At 66.5% G+C, this 16,535-nt stretch carries 15 protein-coding genes; 11 read left to right on the top strand and 4 right to left on the bottom strand.

Annotated elements, in window-relative coordinates; all coding sequences use genetic code 11:
- Nucleotides 1–43 precede the first annotated feature (43 nt).
- The 4 genes from WDA27_01970 to hutI are packed head-to-tail and all read left to right on the top strand — an operon-like array spanning nt 44 to nt 5,371.
- A complete protein-coding gene (locus WDA27_01970) occupies nt 44–970 on the top strand; it encodes an arginase family protein (protein ID MFA5889714.1) in 927 nt (308 codons plus the stop codon).
- Nucleotides 967–2,514, top strand: coding sequence for a histidine ammonia-lyase (gene hutH / locus WDA27_01965; protein ID MFA5889713.1), 1,548 nt, complete (start codon nt 967–969; stop codon nt 2,512–2,514). Before WDA27_01970 ends, hutH begins: the two co-directional genes overlap by 4 nt.
- On the top strand, nt 2,511–4,157 hold the full coding sequence (gene hutU / locus WDA27_01960; protein MFA5889712.1) for a urocanate hydratase: 1,647 nt from the start codon (nt 2,511–2,513) through the stop codon (nt 4,155–4,157). The genes hutH and hutU overlap by 4 nt, the downstream gene beginning before the upstream one ends.
- Nucleotides 4,157–5,371 (top strand): imidazolonepropionase, encoded by a 1,215-nt coding sequence (gene hutI, locus WDA27_01955; GenBank protein ID MFA5889711.1) that lies wholly within the window; start codon nt 4,157–4,159, stop codon nt 5,369–5,371. The genes hutU and hutI overlap by 1 nt, the downstream gene beginning before the upstream one ends.
- Nucleotides 5,372–5,388: 17 nt before the next feature.
- Here the strand turns inward: hutI and WDA27_01950 are convergent, their stop codons facing one another.
- Entirely contained in the window at nt 5,389–6,915 is a 1,527-nt protein-coding gene (locus WDA27_01950; GenBank protein ID MFA5889710.1) for a radical SAM protein, read from the bottom strand.
- Between the two features lie 114 nt (nt 6,916–7,029).
- On the opposite strand from WDA27_01950, the gene WDA27_01945 reads away from it, so the two are divergent.
- A complete protein-coding gene (locus WDA27_01945; protein ID MFA5889709.1) occupies nt 7,030–8,130 on the top strand; it encodes a glycerate kinase in 1,101 nt (366 codons plus the stop codon).
- 92 nt (nt 8,131–8,222) lie between these two features.
- Complete coding sequence (gene erpA, locus WDA27_01940) at nt 8,223–8,570, top strand: iron-sulfur cluster insertion protein ErpA (protein MFA5889708.1); 348 nt, start codon at nt 8,223–8,225, stop codon at nt 8,568–8,570.
- 24 nt (nt 8,571–8,594) lie between these two features.
- Here erpA and WDA27_01935 read toward each other — a convergent pair whose 3' ends face one another.
- Both WDA27_01935 and WDA27_01930 read right to left on the bottom strand, forming a co-directional pair.
- Entirely contained in the window at nt 8,595–8,840 is a 246-nt protein-coding gene (locus WDA27_01935; protein MFA5889707.1) for a sulfurtransferase TusA family protein, read from the bottom strand.
- Complete coding sequence (locus WDA27_01930) at nt 8,837–9,997, bottom strand: cysteine desulfurase family protein (protein MFA5889706.1); 1,161 nt, start codon at nt 9,995–9,997, stop codon at nt 8,837–8,839. Before WDA27_01930 ends, WDA27_01935 begins: the two co-directional genes overlap by 4 nt.
- 195 nt (nt 9,998–10,192) lie before the next feature.
- On the opposite strand from WDA27_01930, the gene WDA27_01925 reads away from it, so the two are divergent.
- Both WDA27_01925 and WDA27_01920 read left to right on the top strand, forming a co-directional pair.
- On the top strand, nt 10,193–12,034 hold the full coding sequence (locus WDA27_01925) for a 2-oxoacid:acceptor oxidoreductase subunit alpha (protein ID MFA5889705.1): 1,842 nt from the start codon (nt 10,193–10,195) through the stop codon (nt 12,032–12,034).
- Between the two features lie 5 nt (nt 12,035–12,039).
- A complete protein-coding gene (locus WDA27_01920) occupies nt 12,040–13,071 on the top strand; it encodes a 2-oxoacid:ferredoxin oxidoreductase subunit beta (protein MFA5889704.1) in 1,032 nt (343 codons plus the stop codon).
- An 81-nt stretch (nt 13,072–13,152) separates the two neighbouring features.
- Here the strand turns inward: WDA27_01920 and WDA27_01915 are convergent, their stop codons facing one another.
- Nucleotides 13,153–13,926: an MIP family channel protein gene (locus WDA27_01915; GenBank protein ID MFA5889703.1), complete on the bottom strand. Its 774-nt coding sequence runs from the start codon at nt 13,924–13,926 to the stop codon at nt 13,153–13,155.
- 119 nt (nt 13,927–14,045) lie between these two features.
- Between WDA27_01915 and WDA27_01910 the strand changes: the two genes are divergently transcribed.
- From WDA27_01910 to WDA27_01900, 3 genes are read left to right on the top strand one after another with little or no spacing between them, the layout of a single operon-like run.
- On the top strand, nt 14,046–14,492 hold the full coding sequence (locus WDA27_01910; protein ID MFA5889702.1) for a hypothetical protein: 447 nt from the start codon (nt 14,046–14,048) through the stop codon (nt 14,490–14,492).
- Between the two features lie 7 nt (nt 14,493–14,499).
- Complete coding sequence (locus WDA27_01905; protein MFA5889701.1) at nt 14,500–14,934, top strand: gluconate 2-dehydrogenase subunit 3 family protein; 435 nt, start codon at nt 14,500–14,502, stop codon at nt 14,932–14,934.
- On the top strand, nt 14,934–16,535 hold the full coding sequence (locus tag WDA27_01900; protein MFA5889700.1) for a GMC family oxidoreductase: 1,602 nt from the start codon (nt 14,934–14,936) through the stop codon (nt 16,533–16,535). The genes WDA27_01905 and WDA27_01900 overlap by 1 nt, the downstream gene beginning before the upstream one ends.

Here is a 16,535-nt window from a genome sequence, read left to right as displayed (position 1 = left end):
CGGGAGTGGTGTTTGGCCGGGTTGCGTTCCGTAGGATGGGCTTGTGGACGTAGACGGTATTCCGTTCCTTCACAGGCCGCCGGCCGTTGAGCCCCCGGCTTTTCACGATCCGGACTTTCCCACCGCGGCGCAGTGGTTGGGAATGCGCCCAGAAGGGGACCCCGCTTTGGTTGTGCTCGGGGTACCCTTTTCGGCGGCGTCGATTTCGAGAGCGGCGTGTGACATGGCGCCGGCGGCGGTGCGCCGCGCGCTCGGGCGTTTCAGTGTCTGGTCGTCGGATCGTGCGGTCTCTGTGGAGGGGATGCCGGTCCTGGATGCCGGGGACGTGGATCCCGACGGTGACGACGTGGAGAAGACGCAGCGTCGGATCGCCGAGGTGGTGGCCGCGTTGCCGCGTTCGCCGCTGATCGTTCTGGGCGGAGACAACTCGATCACAGTCGGGGCCGCGCGCGGGGCGCGCGCGGACGGGTTGCTCACCTTCGACGCGCACCACGACTGTCGCGACCCTGCGCTCGGGCTCACCAATGGGTGTCCGGTGCGCCAGTTGATCGAGGGAGGCATCCGCGCGGTGGTGCAGGTCGGCATCCACGGGTTCGCCAACGCCGAGGCGCACGCGCGCTGGGCGCTCGACCACAAGGTGCATGTGATCAAGTCCGACCGCGTGAGGGACGACGGCATCGCAAAGACGGTGCGTGGTGCGCTGCGATTGCTGGGCGGCGCGCGCCGCGTATGGGTCGACTTCGACATCGACGTCCTGGATCGCGCGTTCGCTCCCGGCGCTCCGGCCGCGATGCCGGGAGGCCTGACGCCGGCACACCTGGAGGAAGCCGCGTTCTTGCTGGGCAAAGAGCCGCAGGTAGTCGGGATCGACATCACCGAGGTGGATCCGTCGGCCGACGTCGGCGAGGTGACCGTCCGCACTGCGGGAGCCCTGGTCATGAACTACGCGGCGGGGGTGGCGGCACGATGAGGGTTGTTCTCACCGGAGATCCGCTGACGATCGACCAGGTGGTCGCGGTGGCGCGCGATCGCGTCGAGGTCGGGGTGGGGGAGGGAGTTGCCGCGCGCATGGCTCCGGCGCGCGCGCTTGTCGAAGGTGTGATCGAGCGGCGTGAAGTGGTTTACGGGATCACGACGGGCTTCGGTGCGCTGGCGCAGGTTCACATTGAGCCGTCGCGCGTCGTCGAATTGCAGCACGCGATCGTGCGTTCGCATGCGGCAGGGGCGGGGGAGCCGATAGACCCCGAGATCGTGCGCGCGATGATGCTGTTGCGCGCGCGCACCCTCGCTGCGGGACATGCCGGCGCGCGCCCGGTGGTCGTGGAGCGGATGGTCGCGATGCTGAACGCCGGCATCACGCCGGTCGTGCCCGAGTACGGAAGCGTCGGAGCATCCGGGGACCTCGCTCCGCTCGCGCACTGCGCGCTGGCACTTCTTGGTGAGGGTGAAGTGCTCCTTGACGGAATGCGCGTGCCTGCGGCGGATGAACTGGTGCGCTTCGGGCTGGAGTCGTCCTTCCGCTTGGCGGCAAAGGAAGGCCTGGCACTCGTCAACGGCACCGAGGGGATGTTGGCGATGTCGTGTCTGGCGTTGCGCGACTTCGCGCTGCTCGTGACAACCGCGGATATCGTGTGTGCATTGAGCGTGCAGGCTTTGCTCGCGACCGACCGACCGTTCGCCGATGCGATCCATGCCTTGCGCCCGCAGGCCGGTCAAGCGCGCAGCGCGCGCATCATCGCTCGCATGACCGCAGACTCGCCGCTGATCGCGTCGCATCGGACTACGTCGCACGCGGTGCATGACGCGTACTCGCTTCGGTGTGCGCCGCAGGTGCACGGCGCCTGTCGCTCCAGCGCGTTGCACGCGATGCGAGTGATTGAGGCTGAACTCGCCAGCGAGGTGGACAACCCTGTCGTGCTGCACGAGACCGGCACGGTCGAGTCCGCAGGGAACTTCCACGGTGAGCCGCTCGCTTTCGCGCTCGACCTGCTGGCGATCGCGGCGTCGGAGATTGGAAGCATTGCGGAGCGGCGCACCGATCGGATGCTCGATCCGGCGCACTCCAATGGGCTCCCGCCGTTCTTGGTGCCCGAGGCAGGAGTGAATTCGGGGCTCATGCTGGCGCAGTACACGCAGGCCGCGATGGTGTCGGAATGCAAGCGCTTGGCGGTTCCGGCGAGCGTGGATTCCATTCCGACTTCGGGTTCGACCGAGGATCACGTGAGCATGGGGTGGGACGCAGGACGCAAACTCCGGCGCGCCCTGTCGAACGTGGCAACGGTGATAGCTATCGAAGCTTTGTGTGCGGTGCAGGCATTCGACCAGCGCGCGCCGCTTCAGGCGAGCGAGGCTGCGCGCGCCGTCGCCGCCGCGGTTCGTGCCGAGGTTCCCACGCTCACGTCGGACCGACCTCTTTCACCGGACATCGCAGCGGTTACGAGGCTGGTGCGCGACGGGACGCTGGTGCGCGCGGCGGAGTCGGTAATCGGTCCGCAGGTCTGGCAAGTGCCGTGAGCGGAATCCGAGCCGCCCGGGGCTCCGTCCTTTCGTGCAAGGGATGGCATCAGGAGGCGGCGCTGCGGATGCTGTGCAACAACCTCGATCCGGAGGTTGCCGAGCGGCCGGAGGACTTGGTCGTCTACGGCGGGAGCGGCAAGGCGGCGCGCAACCACGAAGCGCTTGCGGCGATCATGCGTGAGTTGCGCGCCCTTGAGAACGACGAGACATTGCTGGTTCAGTCGGGAAAGCCTGTGGGCGTCTTTCGAACACATCCTTTCGCGCCGCGGGTGCTGATCTCTAACGCGATGCTCGTGCCGGAGTGGGCGACATGGGAGAAGTTCTGGGAACTCGATGCTGCCGGCTTAACGATGTACGGGCAGATGACGGCGGGGTCCTGGATCTATATCGGGACGCAGGGGATTCTGCAGGGAACCTACGAGACCTTCGGTGCGGTCGCGCGCGCGCACTTCGGCGGTTCGCTTCGCGGGCGGGTGGTGCTGACGGCTGGGCTTGGCGGGATGGGCGGCGCGCAACCGATGGCGGTCACGATGAACGAAGGAGTGGCGCTGTGCGTCGAGGTGGATCCACGCAGGATTGAGCGGCGTTTGCGAGCGGGGTACGTAGACGAGACGGTTGAATCACTCGAGGCAGCGCTCGCGCGCGCGCAGCGCGCGCGAGCGGACGGTGAGGCGATCTCGATTGCACTGTGCGCAAACGCGGCCGATGTGTTCCCCGAGATCGCGCGCAGCGACTTCGGCCCCGATGTCGTCACCGACCAAACCAGCGCGCACGATCCGCTGAACGGCTACATCCCGAGCGGGTGCTCGGCGGAGGACTCGCCGGATCTGCGCATGCGCGATCCCGAGGGGTACGTGCGGCGCGCGCGCGTCTCGATGGCTGCGCAGTGCGAGGCGATGGTGGCGATGATGCGCTCGGGTGCCCAGGTGTTCGACTACGGCAACAACTTGCGCGGGGAAGCAAAGGCCGGCGGATTCGTCGATGCGTTCGCCTATCCGGGCTTCGTCCCCGCCTACATCCGGCCGCTGTTTTGCGAGGGAAAGGGCCCGTTTCGTTGGGTTGCGCTGTCGGGAGATCCCGCCGACATCGCAGCGACCGACCGCGCGGTCGCCGAGCTGTTCCCCGACGACGAGGGTTTGCAGCGGTGGCTGCGGCTGGCGCGCGCCCGTGTCCCCGCACAGGGTCTGCCGGCCCGGATCTGCTGGCTCGGCTTCGGCGAGCGCGATCGTGCCGGTCTTGCGTTCAACGACTTGGTGGCGCGCGGCGAGGTGCGCGCGCCGATCGTGATCGGCCGCGATCACCTGGACTCCGGGTCGGTGGCGTCGCCGTACCGCGAGACCGAAGGCATGCGCGACGGCTCCGACGCGATCGCGGACTGGCCGATACTGAATGCGTTGCTGAACACCGCGAGCGGTGCGTCGTGGGTGAGCGTGCATCACGGCGGTGGCGTGGGTATCGGCAAGTCGATCCATGCGGGAGTCGTCGTGGTGGCGGACGGAACGGCCGACGGCGCGCGGCGCGTAGAACGCGTGCTGACAAACGATCCCGGTACCGGAGTGATGCGCCACGCCGACGCGGGGTATGAACGCGCGATCGAAGTCGCGCACGAGCGCGGGGTGCGGATCCCGATGTCGCCGTGATGCTCGCAGACTCCGTCTTGACCGGCGCGCGCCGCCTGGTTACGTGCTCTCCCGGCCTGGGGGAGGGTCCGCTCGGCGTGATCGAGAACGGAGCGCTTGCCGCGAGGAACGGTGAGATCATCTGGATCGGCGTTGAGCGCGATCTGAGTGATGCGGTGGAGATCGCGCCGCACGCAGCCGAGATAGACGCCGGCGGGCGGGTCGTTCTGCCCGGACTCGTCGATTGCCACACGCATCTGGTGTTCGCGGGAGATCGATCGGAGGAGTTCGTCGCGCACCTGGAGGGCAGGGCGTATTCGGCGGGGGGAATCACCGCGACGGTTGCGGCGACGCGCGCGGCGACCGACGAGGAATTGCGTGATCTGGCGCGCGCGCGCCTGGATCGTTTTGCGGCGCACGGCGTGACCACGGTTGAGGCAAAGAGCGGGTACGGGCTCACGCCCGAGCACGAGCGTCGCCTGTTGCGAATTGCGGCGACGCTGGATCATCCGGTCGAAGTAGTTGCGACGTATCTGGGTGCGCATGTGATGCCTCCGGACGCGACGGGGAGCGCCGACGACTACATCGACGAAGTGTGCGCGACGATCCAATCACTGAACGAAGAGGCCGAGTTCGTCGACGCGTGGTGCGATGAGGGGGCTTTCACCTCGGCGCAGTGCGCGCGCGTCCTGCGTGCGGGAAGAGACGCGGGTCTTGGAGTCAAGATCCACGCCGAGCAGATCCAGCGGTCCGGTGGAACCGCGCTTGCGGCGACGCTCGGCGCGTGCAGCGCCGACCATTTGGAGTGCGCCGGCGAAGGCGACGCCGACGCTTTGGCGGCGGCAGGCACGATCGCCGTGTTGCTCCCCGGAGCATCGCTTGCGACGGGGAGCCGGTTTGCGCCGGCACGGATGCTGATCGATCGAGGTGTTCGCGTGGCGCTGAGTACCGACTTCAATCCCGGGACGTCGTACTCGGAGAATCTCCAACTCGTGGTTGCGTTCGCCGCCATGCACCTTGGGATGTCGGTTCCCGAGGCCATCCTTGGAGTCACGCGGCACGCGGCCGCCGCGCTCGCGCGCGAAGGTCGCATCGGGGAGTTGTGTCGGGGGGCAGCCTGCGACCTGGTTCTTCTGGATGCGGACTCCGAGATCGATCTCGCGTACCACTACGGCGTGAATCTGTGCGCAACGGTGGTGAAGCGAGGGGCATTCGTGCCGAAACCGCTCGCGTAGGTAGGTGGCGTACGGCGCTAGCCCGCGAGAAGGTGTCCGGTCGTCGATCCCGACAAGTCGTCACCCGGACTCGCGGCTTTGCGGACCTCGCCGTTGAGGTATCCCGCCCAGGAAATCAGTGCTTCTTTGGTCGGGAAGTCCTCCGATAGGCAGCAGTACTCCTCGGAGTCCTCGTCGAATCTCGCGAGTTCAATGTCTTGATGACTCCGATTGGCGACGAATTGGTCGTACAGGGGAGTGCCATTGAATACAACCAATGGGAAGAACGTCGCTTCGCTGAACCCGTGCTCGCGCAGAATCGACACCGTCCGCAGATGGGACTCCTTGGGTTCGCCGGGGAGCCCGGCGATGAACGTCAGAATCGGATCGAGCCCGAGGTCGCGCGCCATCGTCGCGCCGCGCAGGATTTGCTCAGATGTCTGCCGCTTCAGCACGACGCTTTCGAGAATCTCGTCGTTGAACGACTCGCTCCCGAACGCGAGGCTGGTGAAGTTCGCAGCTTTCATTCGAAGCAGCGTTTCTTCGTCCACCATGTCGGCGCGCGTTTGAACGTTGTAGGTCCAGCCGATCTTGCCGATCCGGTCGCAGATGTCGTACAGGCGGGCCTTGCGCAGGGTGAACGTTGCGTCCCCGAAGTAGAACTTCGGCTTGCCGGCCGTGTGGTAGTTGTCCCAGCAGAACCGCACGACATCCTGGACGTACTCGGGGGAGTGGAAGCGCACTTTTCGGTTCCAAATCGTTGGGTCCATACAGAATGTGCATCGCTCCGGACATCCACGGCTGGTCACATAGGAAGACCCGATGAAATAGTCGCCGTCGGGTTGCAGAGCCTTCAAGAACCGATGCCGCATCCCGACGCGGAACTCATCGCCGGCGAAGTACATGTGCGGCAGGCGGTCGAGGTCGTCGATGCGGGGCATGTCGGGGTTGCTGCGCGGGTCGCCTCCGGGCAGGCGGTAGGTGATTCCGCGGGTATCAAGAATGCCGGTTAAGTGCTTGCCTGCGCGGATCTCCTCCACAAGGCCGACCACCACGTCCTCGCCTTCGCCGCGAACGACGACGTCGGCAAGACCCTCGGCGATCACCTGGTCCGCGTGCATCGTCGCGTAGTTGCCTCCCACGACGAACATTGCATTCGGTGCCGCGGCGCGCATCCGGGCAATCATCCGTTTCACGCCGCGCACCATGTAGTAGTACGACATTGGAACCATGACGACGTCGGCGTCGGTCAGGCGCGCGCACAGGTCTTCGCGCATCCCGTCGATGAGGCCGTCGAGTTCCGCGCGCGCCGCCTCGTTGTGCTGGTGCTCGTCGGAAACCTCGAACCAGCGCACGTCGTTCCAGCGGTCGGCGACGATGTTGACCAGATCGAATGGGATCCCGCGCTGCTTCAGAACGCCTGCGATGTACAGCAATCCGTATTCGGGAGTGATGATCGCGCGGTCGCGGTAGCCCTTCCAGTAGGGCTCCCATGCGGGATACGGCCGCCGGTTCAAGAACGCGTAGGCGAATGTGTCGCTGACGAGAACGATGCGCAGGCTCATCGGGCTCCGTTGGTGGTCTTCCAGAAGGCGCGATTCTACAGGCTGGATTGAGGCGCGCGGAATCCGCGGGGGCGCGTCTTGCGGCGCGTGCGCTACCCGGTAGGCTTGCGCGCCATGCGAGTCATCGTTGCACCCGACAAGTTCAAAGGGACGCTCACCGGCGCCGAGGCGGCCGAGGCGATTGCGCGCGGCCTGCGTTCCGCCGGCGCCGACGCAGACGTTTCGCCGGTCGCGGACGGAGGCGAAGGGACGCTCGACGCCCTCGTGGCCGCCGCGGGCGGGAGCATCATGGGGGTCATCGCGCGCGGTCCTCTTGGAACTCCGGTGCGCGCGCACCTGGGTAGGCTCGATGACGGAACCGGCGTTGTCGAGTTGTCTCAAGCGTCGGGACTTCGCCTGGTTGCCGAGACCGACCTCGATCCTCTGCGCGCTTCGACTTACGGCACGGGCGAGTTGCTCAAGGGGGCTCTCGCGCGCCGTCCGACGAAGGTCCTCATCGCCATCGGCGGCAGCGCCACGGTCGATGGAGGTATGGGGATCGCGCGCGCGCTGGGGGTCCGCTTTCTCGACGCTGCCGGTGCCGAGCTGCAGCCGTGTGGACAGAACATGGAGCGAGTCGCGCGTATCGATCCGGAGCGGCTGGACTCCCGATTGGTGGGTATCCCGATTACGGTTGCCGCCGACGTGATGAGCTTGCTTGTGGGCCCCGAGGGCGCGGCTCGGATGTTCGGCCCGCAGAAGGGCGCGACCCCGAAGGTGGTCGAGCTGCTGGAGCGTGGCTTGGCAGTGATCGGGGAGCGCATTGAGCAGGATCTGGGGATTCCCGTCCTCGACGCGCCGGGCGGCGGTGCCGCTGGGGGCGCCGGGGCGATGCTGCTGGGGCTCGGCGCGGAGCTTCGCAGCGGCGCAGAGGTCGTTCTTGAGGCGATCGGCTTTGAGCGGCGTCTTGTGGGGGCCGATCTTGTCGTGACCGGGGAAGGGCTGCTCGATGCTGGGACCACAGCCGGAAAAGCTCCCATGATGGTGGCGCGAATGGCGGCGGCAGCAGGGATCCCCTGCATCGCGCTCGTCGGTGACGCGAGGGTGCGACCTGCGGAGTTCGCCGACGTGCGAACGCTTACCGAGCACTTCGGAACGGCTGCAGAGGCTCGGGAGCGCGCTGCGGCGGGGCTTCAGTCGCTCGCCGCGCGATTGGTTCTTGAACGCAAACGGTGAGCTGGAGCTACCCATGTGGAAATCCCACGCGGGGGGTATAATTTAGCCACGCGGCAGGCTCAATCGGGCCCGACCAAGGAGATACGTCTCGCATGGAAACCGAAGCGATTGCCACCGGAATCAAGCTGACCGACGCGGCTGCGGGCAAGGTCCGCGAGTTGATTGCGCGCGAAGCGGAGGCTTCTGATCTGGTGCTGCGGGTCGCGGTGCAGCCCGGTGGGTGCTCGGGTTTGCGCTACGCGCTGTACTTCGACGACCAGGTGAAGGACTCCGACCGTGTCGCCGAGTTCGATGGGGTCCGGGTCGCGGTGGACAAGAAGAGCGTTCCGTACCTGACCGGCGCCGAGGTCGACTACGTCGATTCGCTCGCGAAGTCGGGGTTCATCGTGAACAACCCCAATGCCCAGTCCACCTGCGCGTGCGGCGATTCTTTCGAGTAGACACGAGAACTCGGGCGGCTCCGCTCAGACGCGACGCACCAGGAAAGCCCAGCCCATTTCGCGGTCCCGCCGGCCCAGGAACTCCTGACCCTTCATCCGACACCACACCGGGATGTCGACTTTGGCTCCCTCGTCGTCCGACCAAACCTCGATGACTGTGCCTGCGCCGGCGGCGTCCACCGCTCTCGACAGCCGGATCAGCGGGACCGGGCAGAACTCGCCGACGCAGTCCACCAGGACCTCCGGTTCCGTCGTTTCCCCGGTCGTCACCGCTTCGCCTTTCGCGTTGCAGCTCCGGCAAGCGAGCGCGCGCCGGCGACCACCCCGGGAAGCGCGGCGAGGAAGAACTCGATGTCCTTGTCGTGAGTGTCCCGCCCCAGCGAGACCCGCACCGATCCTTGAGTGAGAGCCCCCATCGCCGCCAGCACGTGCGAAGGTTCCTGCGTGCTGGACGTGCACGACGATCCGGAGTGCACCGCGATTCCGCGTCTGTCCAAGTCGAGCAACATCGTCTCGCCGTCTACGTACAGCACGCTGAAGGCCACGATGCCGGGCAGCCGCTCGGTGGGGTGCCCGTGAACGACGAGATCCTCGACACGCCAGGGAAGTTCCTCGCGTAGCCGGTCGGTCAGCGCGCGCAGCCGAGTGTCCTCGGCCGAGATCTCCGCGATGCGGGCGTCGAGTGCCGCCGCCATTCCCGCGATGGCCGGGAGGTTCTCCATCCCCGCGCGGCGTCCCCGCTCGCGGTCGTCGCCGAGAAGTTGAGGGCGAACGCGAACGCCGCGGCGTGCCCATAGGAAACCGGCTCCCTTGGGTCCGTAGAACTTGTGCGCGCTGGCCGACAGCAGGTCGGGGCCCATCGATGCGACTGAAACCGGGATGTGCCCGGTGGCGATGCATGCGTCGGTGTGGAACAGGGCTCCGGCCGCGCGCGCGATCCCGGCAACTTCCGCAACCGGCTGCAAGGTGCCGACTTCGGAGTTCGCGGTCTGGATCGAAACGAGTCCCGCTCCGGCCTCGCACTCGCTTCGCAGCGCTTCGAGATCGACGAGCCCCTGCCCATCGACGCGGATCTCGACGACCTCGAAGCCCTCGAGCGCGCGCGCAGCCGCCAACACGGCGCGATGCTCGACTGCCGAGACAAGGGCGCGGGTGGGTTTGCGCGCGGCGCGCGCGGCGCCCGCGGCTGCCGCGATGGCCAAATTGCACGACTCCGTGCCGCTGCCTGTGAAGATGATCTCCTCGGGGCGAGCCTGGATGGCGTATGCGATTTGCTCGCGCGCGCGATCCAGGGCCATGCGCGCGCGCCGAGCGTCGCCGTACAGCCGCGAAGGGTCGGCCCAGAGTCCGGCGGTCGCCTCGGCCACGGCCGTCAGGGCCGCCGGGTGCGGCGGGGTCGTCGAGGCATGGTCGAAGTAGAGGCTCACGGGGAAAACCTACCTTTTCCAAGGGATTTCCGCCTGCCTTCACTGCCGGGACCCGCGAAACAGTTCCCGCCCGGGGGCGTATGATGAGACACGCAGCCCCCACGCTCGGTGCGCTCTCCCGTAGTTTGCCCGTCGTGTTTCGGTTGTGGCCGGCGGTGATCGTCGGTGAAATTCCTGGCGACGGGGAGATGGGACGTGGCAACGAAATCCGTTGAGGAGATCCATCGAGTAGTCATTCGATTCGTGGGCGATTCGGGCGACGGGATGCAGCTCACTGGTGAGCGCTTTACCAACGCCACCGCTGTCTTTGGTAACGACCTTGCAACACTGCCGGACTATCCGTCCGAGATCCGAGCTCCTGCCGGTTCGCTGGCCGGCGTGTCGGGCTTCCAGATCCACTTCTCAGACGAGGACATCTTGACTCCCGGGGATCAGCCCGGCGTCCTTGTCGCGATGAACCCGGCGGGTCTGAAGGCGAACGTAAAGGACCTCGTTCCCGGCGGCATTATCGTTGCCAACAAGGATGCGTTTGTCGACAAGAACCTTGAGCGCGCCGGGTACACGTCCGATCCGCTCACCGATGGGTCTTTGTCGGGCTACCAAGTGCACGCTGTTCCAATGACGTCGATGACGTTGGAGTCTTCCAAGGGCATCGAGGGAATCACCAAGAAGGAGTCTGAGCGCGCGAAGAACATGTTCGCTCTCGGCCTGCTGTCGTGGATGTACTCCCGCCCCACGGACGTTACCGTCCGCTGGCTGGAAGGGAAGTTCTCCAAGCGAGCCGAGATCCTTGAGGCGAACGTCCGGGCGTTCAAGGCCGGGCACGCCTACGGCGAGACGGCCGAGTTGTTCGCGCACCAGTTCGAGATCAAGCCTGCGCCGTATGCGGCCGGTGTGTATCGCAACGTCCAGGGCAGCACCGCGATGGCGTGGGGTCTGCTCGCCGCGTCGGAGAAGTCGGGGCTGCCGTTGTACCTGTCGACGTACCCGATCACGCCCGCCACGGAGATCCTGCACGAGTTGTCGCGCCACAAGAACTTCCCGGTGCGCACGTTCCAGGCAGAGGACGAGATCGCCGGCGCCGCGGCGGCGGTCGGTGCGGCTTTCGGCGGGCATCTCGCCGTCACGACGACGAGTGGGCCCGGACTCGACCTCAAGAGCGAGACCCTTGGGCTCGCGGTCATTCTTGAGTTGCCGCTGATCGTCATCAACGTCCAACGCGGGGGTCCGTCCACCGGGTTGCCGACCAAGCAGGAAGCCTCGGATCTCATGGCGGCCATGTACGGACGTCATGGAGAGGCTCCGATTCCGATCATTGCGACACGGACTCCGTCGGAGGGGTTTGAGGCCGCAGTGGAAGCCGCACGGATCGCGCTCAAGTACCGCACGCCTGTGATCGTGCTCATGGACGGGTACTTGGTGAACTCATCTGAACCGTGGCTCGTCCCGGACGCGAACGCGCTGCCCGATATCTCGGTTCCGTTCACGACCGAACCAAACCACGATGGGGAGTTCTGGCCCTACTTGCGCGACGAGAACCTCGCGCGGCCCTGGGCGATTCCCGGAACGCCGGGCCTGGAGCACCGTATCGGAGGTCTTGAGAAGGCCGACGGCATCGGGACCGTTTCCTACGACCCTGACAACCACGACAAGATGAGCCGGCTCCGCCAAGCGAAGGTCGACAAGATCGCCGACGACATTCCTGAGCTTGAGGTCGATGATCCGACTGGGGACGCCGAGCTGCTGGTGTTGGGATGGGGGTCGTCCTACGGTCCGATCAAGGCGGCGATCGCCGACATTCGCGACGAGGGGCGCAAGGTCGCTCACGCGCACCTGTACCACATCAATCCTTTCCCGAAGAACACCGGAGATGTGGTTCGCCGCTACAAGCGGATCATGGTGCCGGAGAACAACCTGGGCCAGCTGACGAAGTTGATCCGGGCCGAGTACCTGGTGGACGCGCAGGTCTTCTCCTCGATGCGGGGCCTGCCCTTCCGCGCTTCTGAAATCGCTGCTGAGATCCTGAAGAGGGCGTGACCCAGATGACAGAGAGCAACGGACAAGTGACGGCGACGTTGACGAAGAAGGACTACGTCAGCGACCAAGAGGTCCGCTGGTGCCCCGGGTGCGGGGACTACGGCGTTCTCTCCGCGGTGCAGGCCGTGATGCCGGAACTCGGCATCAAGAAGGAGAACACGGTGTTCGTCAGCGGAATCGGCTGCTCGAGCCGTTTCCCGTACTACATGAACACCTACGGGATCCACGGAATCCACGGGCGCGCGCCCGCGATCGCGACGGGACTGGCAACCGCGCGCCCCGACCTGGATGTCTGGGTGATCACCGGAGACGGCGACGCATTGTCGATCGGCGGTAACCACATCATCCACGCGATGCGCCGCAACGTGAACCTGACGGTCCTGCTGTTCAACAACCGGATCTACGGGCTCACCAAGGGGCAGTACTCGCCGACCTCGGAGATGGGCAAGGTCACCAAGTCCTCTCCGTTCGGATCCCTTGACCACCCCTTCAACCCGGTCGCCTTGGCGCTCGGGGCGGAGGCGACGTTCGTGGCTCGCACGATAGACATCGACCGGCCGCACCTCACCTCGGTGCTCCGCCAGGCCGCCGCGCACCGCGGGACGTCGTTCGTTGAGATCTACCAGAACTGCGTGATCTTCAACGACGGGGCTTTCGAGACGGTGTCCGGCAAGGACTACAAGCTCCAGAACCAGATCCGGTTGGAAGACGGAAAGCCGGTTCGTTTTGGCGCCGACGGGGCGCGGGGCGTGCGCATGACGGCTCAAGGTTCGCTGGAGATCGTTGAAGTTGCCGACGTCGGCGAGGAGAACCTGCTCGTGCACGATGCGCACCGCCAGGACCCAGCGCTTGCATTCCAGCTCGCGCACTTGGCGTCCGGTCCTGAGGAGCCGACCCCTCTGGGGGTCTTCCGTTCGGTTGAACGGCCGGTGTACGGCGATCAGATGGCGCAGCAGTTGGACGCGGCGCGCGCCAAGCTCGGCGAGGGGAGCCTGTCCAAGTTGCTGGTCAGCGGGGACACCTGGGAAGTCTCCTAGGCGACTCGAGCACTTCAAAACAACCGGAGCCGGTCCCTTTGGGACCGGCTCCGTCGTGCTTCGAGCGTTCGCGACGTTCGTCTATTCGTGTTCGCCGTCGATGGTGGCGTCGCGGTCCTCGCCATGGGCGCCCCAGCCGTGCGGCGCCGGCATGGGATCGTCCGGTGTGGCGGCGCCGCCGGTGCCGCGCTTGGACAGGATCAGCCAGTCGTAGGCGACGGCTGCGATGACTCCGCCCGCCACGGGTCCGACCCAGTACACCCACCATCCGGACCAGTACCCGCCGACGAGCGCCGGGCCGAAGCTGCGCGCAGGGTTCATTGCGCCGCCGGTGAACGGTCCGCCGGCCATGATGTCCATCGTGATGACAAAACCGATGGTGAGGCCTGCGATCTTGCCGAAGGAACCCTCCGGGTCGATTGCCGTGGCGAACACGACCCAGACCAGGAAGAACGTAAGAACGGCTTCGAGCAAGACGGCCTGTCCGTTGGAGACGACGGGGGACACCAGAGTGGCGCCGAGCTTGGCCGCTCCCCAAACCCCTTCGGGGAGCGCGGCGCGAATGAGCGCCGCACCGGCTGCGCCGCCGGCGAGTTGGGCGGCGATGTAGCCGGCCGCATCTTTGGCGCCGATCTTCTCGGTCACCAGGGCTCCGATGGTTACGGCGGGATTGAAGTGGGCGCCGGAGATGTGTCCGAGCGCCGAGACCATGGTGGCGATGGCCAAGCCGTGCGCGAGGGCGATGGTTACCAGGCCGGCTCCGCCGGGACTCGCGCTCGCGGCGATGATCGAACTCGCTCCGATAAAGATCAGAGTCAACGTGCCGACGAACTCGGCGAGCAGCTTCTCTGCCATGCTTCGCTCCATAGGGCCTCCTCGGGTTGCATCCTGCTGGTGACTTCATACACCTCCGGTCGGTCCGATCAAGTACTCCCGTGCCCGCGAACGTGCCGGCTGGGATAAGATTGGCCCCCGTGAGAGTTCTCCTGGTTTCCAACAACGAACAAAAGCGCGCGCGCATTTCCACCTCTCTGGGTGAATCCTGGAAGACGTCGGTCGCGCACGACGGTGTCGAGGCACTTCACCTCGCTAAGACCCAAGAGTTCGATCTGGTCGTCACCGACGAGATTGCAGAGCCCTACGGCGCATTCGGGTTGACGCGCGAGTTGAAGCTCCTGGATGCTCCGCCGGCAGTGATCGTGCTGCTGAGCCGCCCGCAGGATGCCGGGCTGGCGAGGTGGTCCGGGGCCGATCATGCGATCGTTGAGCCGGTTTCGCCGCGAGTGCTCGCGGCCGAGGCTGCGCGCGTAGCCGCCGCCGGAAGCGTGCGCCGGCCGGGAGGCCCGGCCGGGGGGGATGCCCCGCCCGAAGAGGCGTCTGCCGACGACGTGGCCGAAGAGCAGCTTTCCGAGCCGGCCTGACGCACTCGTGAGTCACGACGACTCGCCCGCGGCCCGCACGATTCGCGCCGCCACCGAGGTGTTCGTGCCCGGTCCCGACGATGATCCATCGCCGGGCGCCGCCGGCGTCGAGGCCGATCGCTTCGTGTCGCACTACCTTTCGTCTGCCGAGTCGGTTGCGGCAACGCTGGATACCATTGCCGCTTCGGTGTTCGCGGGCCGGGACTTCTGCGAGCTCGACTTAGGCGAGCGGGCGCGCGTGCTCGACGAACTCGCCTCGGCGGATTCCGCCGAGTCTCGCGAGATCCCCGAACTGCTCGGACTGCTCTCGGTCGCTGCCGTGTACGGCGAGTGGACGGGGCAAGACGCTGACGGAAGAGTTGTCCGCTCCTCGTTGGGATGGCAGATGACGGGGTTCGACGGGCCATCACGCGCAAGGTCCCGCCTATTGCGGGGTCGGTGATGTCGTTCTCGCCCCCGGCGAACGTTCCCGATGTCGTGGTCGTCGGTGCCGGCGCCACCGGCACGGTCGTCGCGAAGGAACTGGCGGAGATCGGGCTGGGGGTCGTGGTCCTGGAGGCCGGACCATGGCACGACCCTCAGCGTGAGTTCACCGGGCTCGAATGGGACATGAGCAATCCATTCGACGGGGTTCTTCGCTGGGGTCCCAGGGACCGCACGAAGCCGTCGTGGCCACGCGTGCGAGACGGGCTGGGAACTCTGTTCCAGACGGCTGGAGTCGGCGGTAACACCTTGCGCTTTGGGGCCACGTGTCCCCGCGCGCACGTTGACGCGATCGAGCGGGACTGGCCTTTGTCCTATCGCGAATTGGCGCATTACTACTACCGGGTCGAGGAGACCCTGCCGGTCTCGGTTCCCGACGTCGTGGCTCCGAAGGACGAGCTATTCATCCGGGGGTGCGAGGTGATCGGCATCGAACACGCGGTTGGGCCGGACCTTCGCGCGAGTGGATGGCGAATGCAGTCGAACGCCGTCCTGCCGTCCGTAAAGCCGGTCGCGTCGATGCGTTACCCGGCCGTCGACGGGTGCACGCAGTGCGGTGAGTGCCTGATCGGATGTCGTAACCCTGAGGGGGCGCCCCTGGAGCGGCTGGCGAAGCGAAGCGCCAACGTCACTTACGCGCCGGCGGCGTTACGAACCGGCCGGTGCGAATTCCGCACAGGCGCTTTCGCGACGGCGATCGTGTTCGAAGAGCACGAAGGCAAGGCGCGCGCCCGTGCTGTGCGCTATCGCGCCAGCGACGGACGGCGCTACGAGCAGCAGGCGCGCGTGATCGTTCTCGCCGGCGGAGCCGTCGAGACCCCCCGCCTTTGGCTGGCGAGCGGACTGCCGGACCGCGGTGTCGTCGGGCGCTACCTGACTACGCACTGGTGCGACTACGTCTCGGGGGTGCTGCCGCGCAACGTGGACATGTTCGAGGGGCAGACGTCGATGGCGCGCGCCGACTTCCCCGGGTACGGATCCTTTGAGTCCGTCGGAATGGGGCCGCTGTCCTTCGCGCATTCGACCTCGTTCGGTCCGCGGGCAATCCGAGGGGACGGACCATGGGCGGTGTCGGGCCGTGCGTGGGGGAGCGCGCTGAAGCGGCGATTGGAGGCGTACCGGCACACGCTCGTCATCGCGATCACCACCGACGATGACGCTGTTTTGGAGAACGGCGTCGCGCTGTCCTGCGAGGTCTCAGACGAGCACAACCCGGCGCCCGTCGTCCGTTACCGCCCGACGGCCGGGACTTCTCGCCGCCGCGACTGGCTCGCGCGGCGCGCGGCCGAGGTGCTGCTGGCAACCGGAGCAGAACCCGACTCGATTCACCGGGCCGACGCTGCGCCGACGACGATGCACGCGCACGGAACGATGCGCATGCACGCTGATCCCGCCGCGGGCGTGGTTGACCGCGACGGCGAAGCGCACGATGTGGGTCGGCTGTTCATTGCCGACACGTCGATCTTCCCAAACGGGGCGGGAGGCGTTGCTCCGGGGTTAACGGCACAGGCAGTTGCCACCAGGGTCGCCGCCCGGATCGCAGCGCGATACTTTTCCTAA

The organism is Actinomycetota bacterium (assembly GCA_041658565.1).
Lineage (GTDB): Bacteria > Actinomycetota > AC-67 > AC-67 > AC-67 > JBAZZY01.
The sequence above is the reverse complement of the archived record's forward strand: the minus strand, read 5'-3'. Positions and strand labels throughout refer to the sequence as shown.

What these genes read in the sequence shown, in the direction of transcription:
- hutH (MFA5889713.1), top strand. Translation starts at nt 967, where the DNA reads ATGAGGGTTGTTCTCACCGGAGATCCGCTGACGATCGACCAGGTGGTC.
- hutI (MFA5889711.1), top strand. Translation starts at nt 4,157, where the DNA reads ATGCTCGCAGACTCCGTCTTGACCGGCGCGCGCCGCCTGGTTACGTGC.
- WDA27_01950 (MFA5889710.1), bottom strand. Translation starts at nt 6,915, where the DNA reads ATGAGCCTGCGCATCGTTCTCGTCAGCGACACATTCGCCTACGCGTTC.
- WDA27_01945 (MFA5889709.1), top strand. Translation starts at nt 7,030, where the DNA reads ATGCGAGTCATCGTTGCACCCGACAAGTTCAAAGGGACGCTCACCGGC.
- erpA (MFA5889708.1), top strand. Translation starts at nt 8,223, where the DNA reads ATGGAAACCGAAGCGATTGCCACCGGAATCAAGCTGACCGACGCGGCT.
- WDA27_01920 (MFA5889704.1), top strand. Translation starts at nt 12,040, where the DNA reads ATGACAGAGAGCAACGGACAAGTGACGGCGACGTTGACGAAGAAGGAC.
- WDA27_01915 (MFA5889703.1), bottom strand. Translation starts at nt 13,926, where the DNA reads ATGGCAGAGAAGCTGCTCGCCGAGTTCGTCGGCACGTTGACTCTGATC.
- WDA27_01900 (MFA5889700.1), top strand. Translation starts at nt 14,934, where the DNA reads ATGTCGTTCTCGCCCCCGGCGAACGTTCCCGATGTCGTGGTCGTCGGT.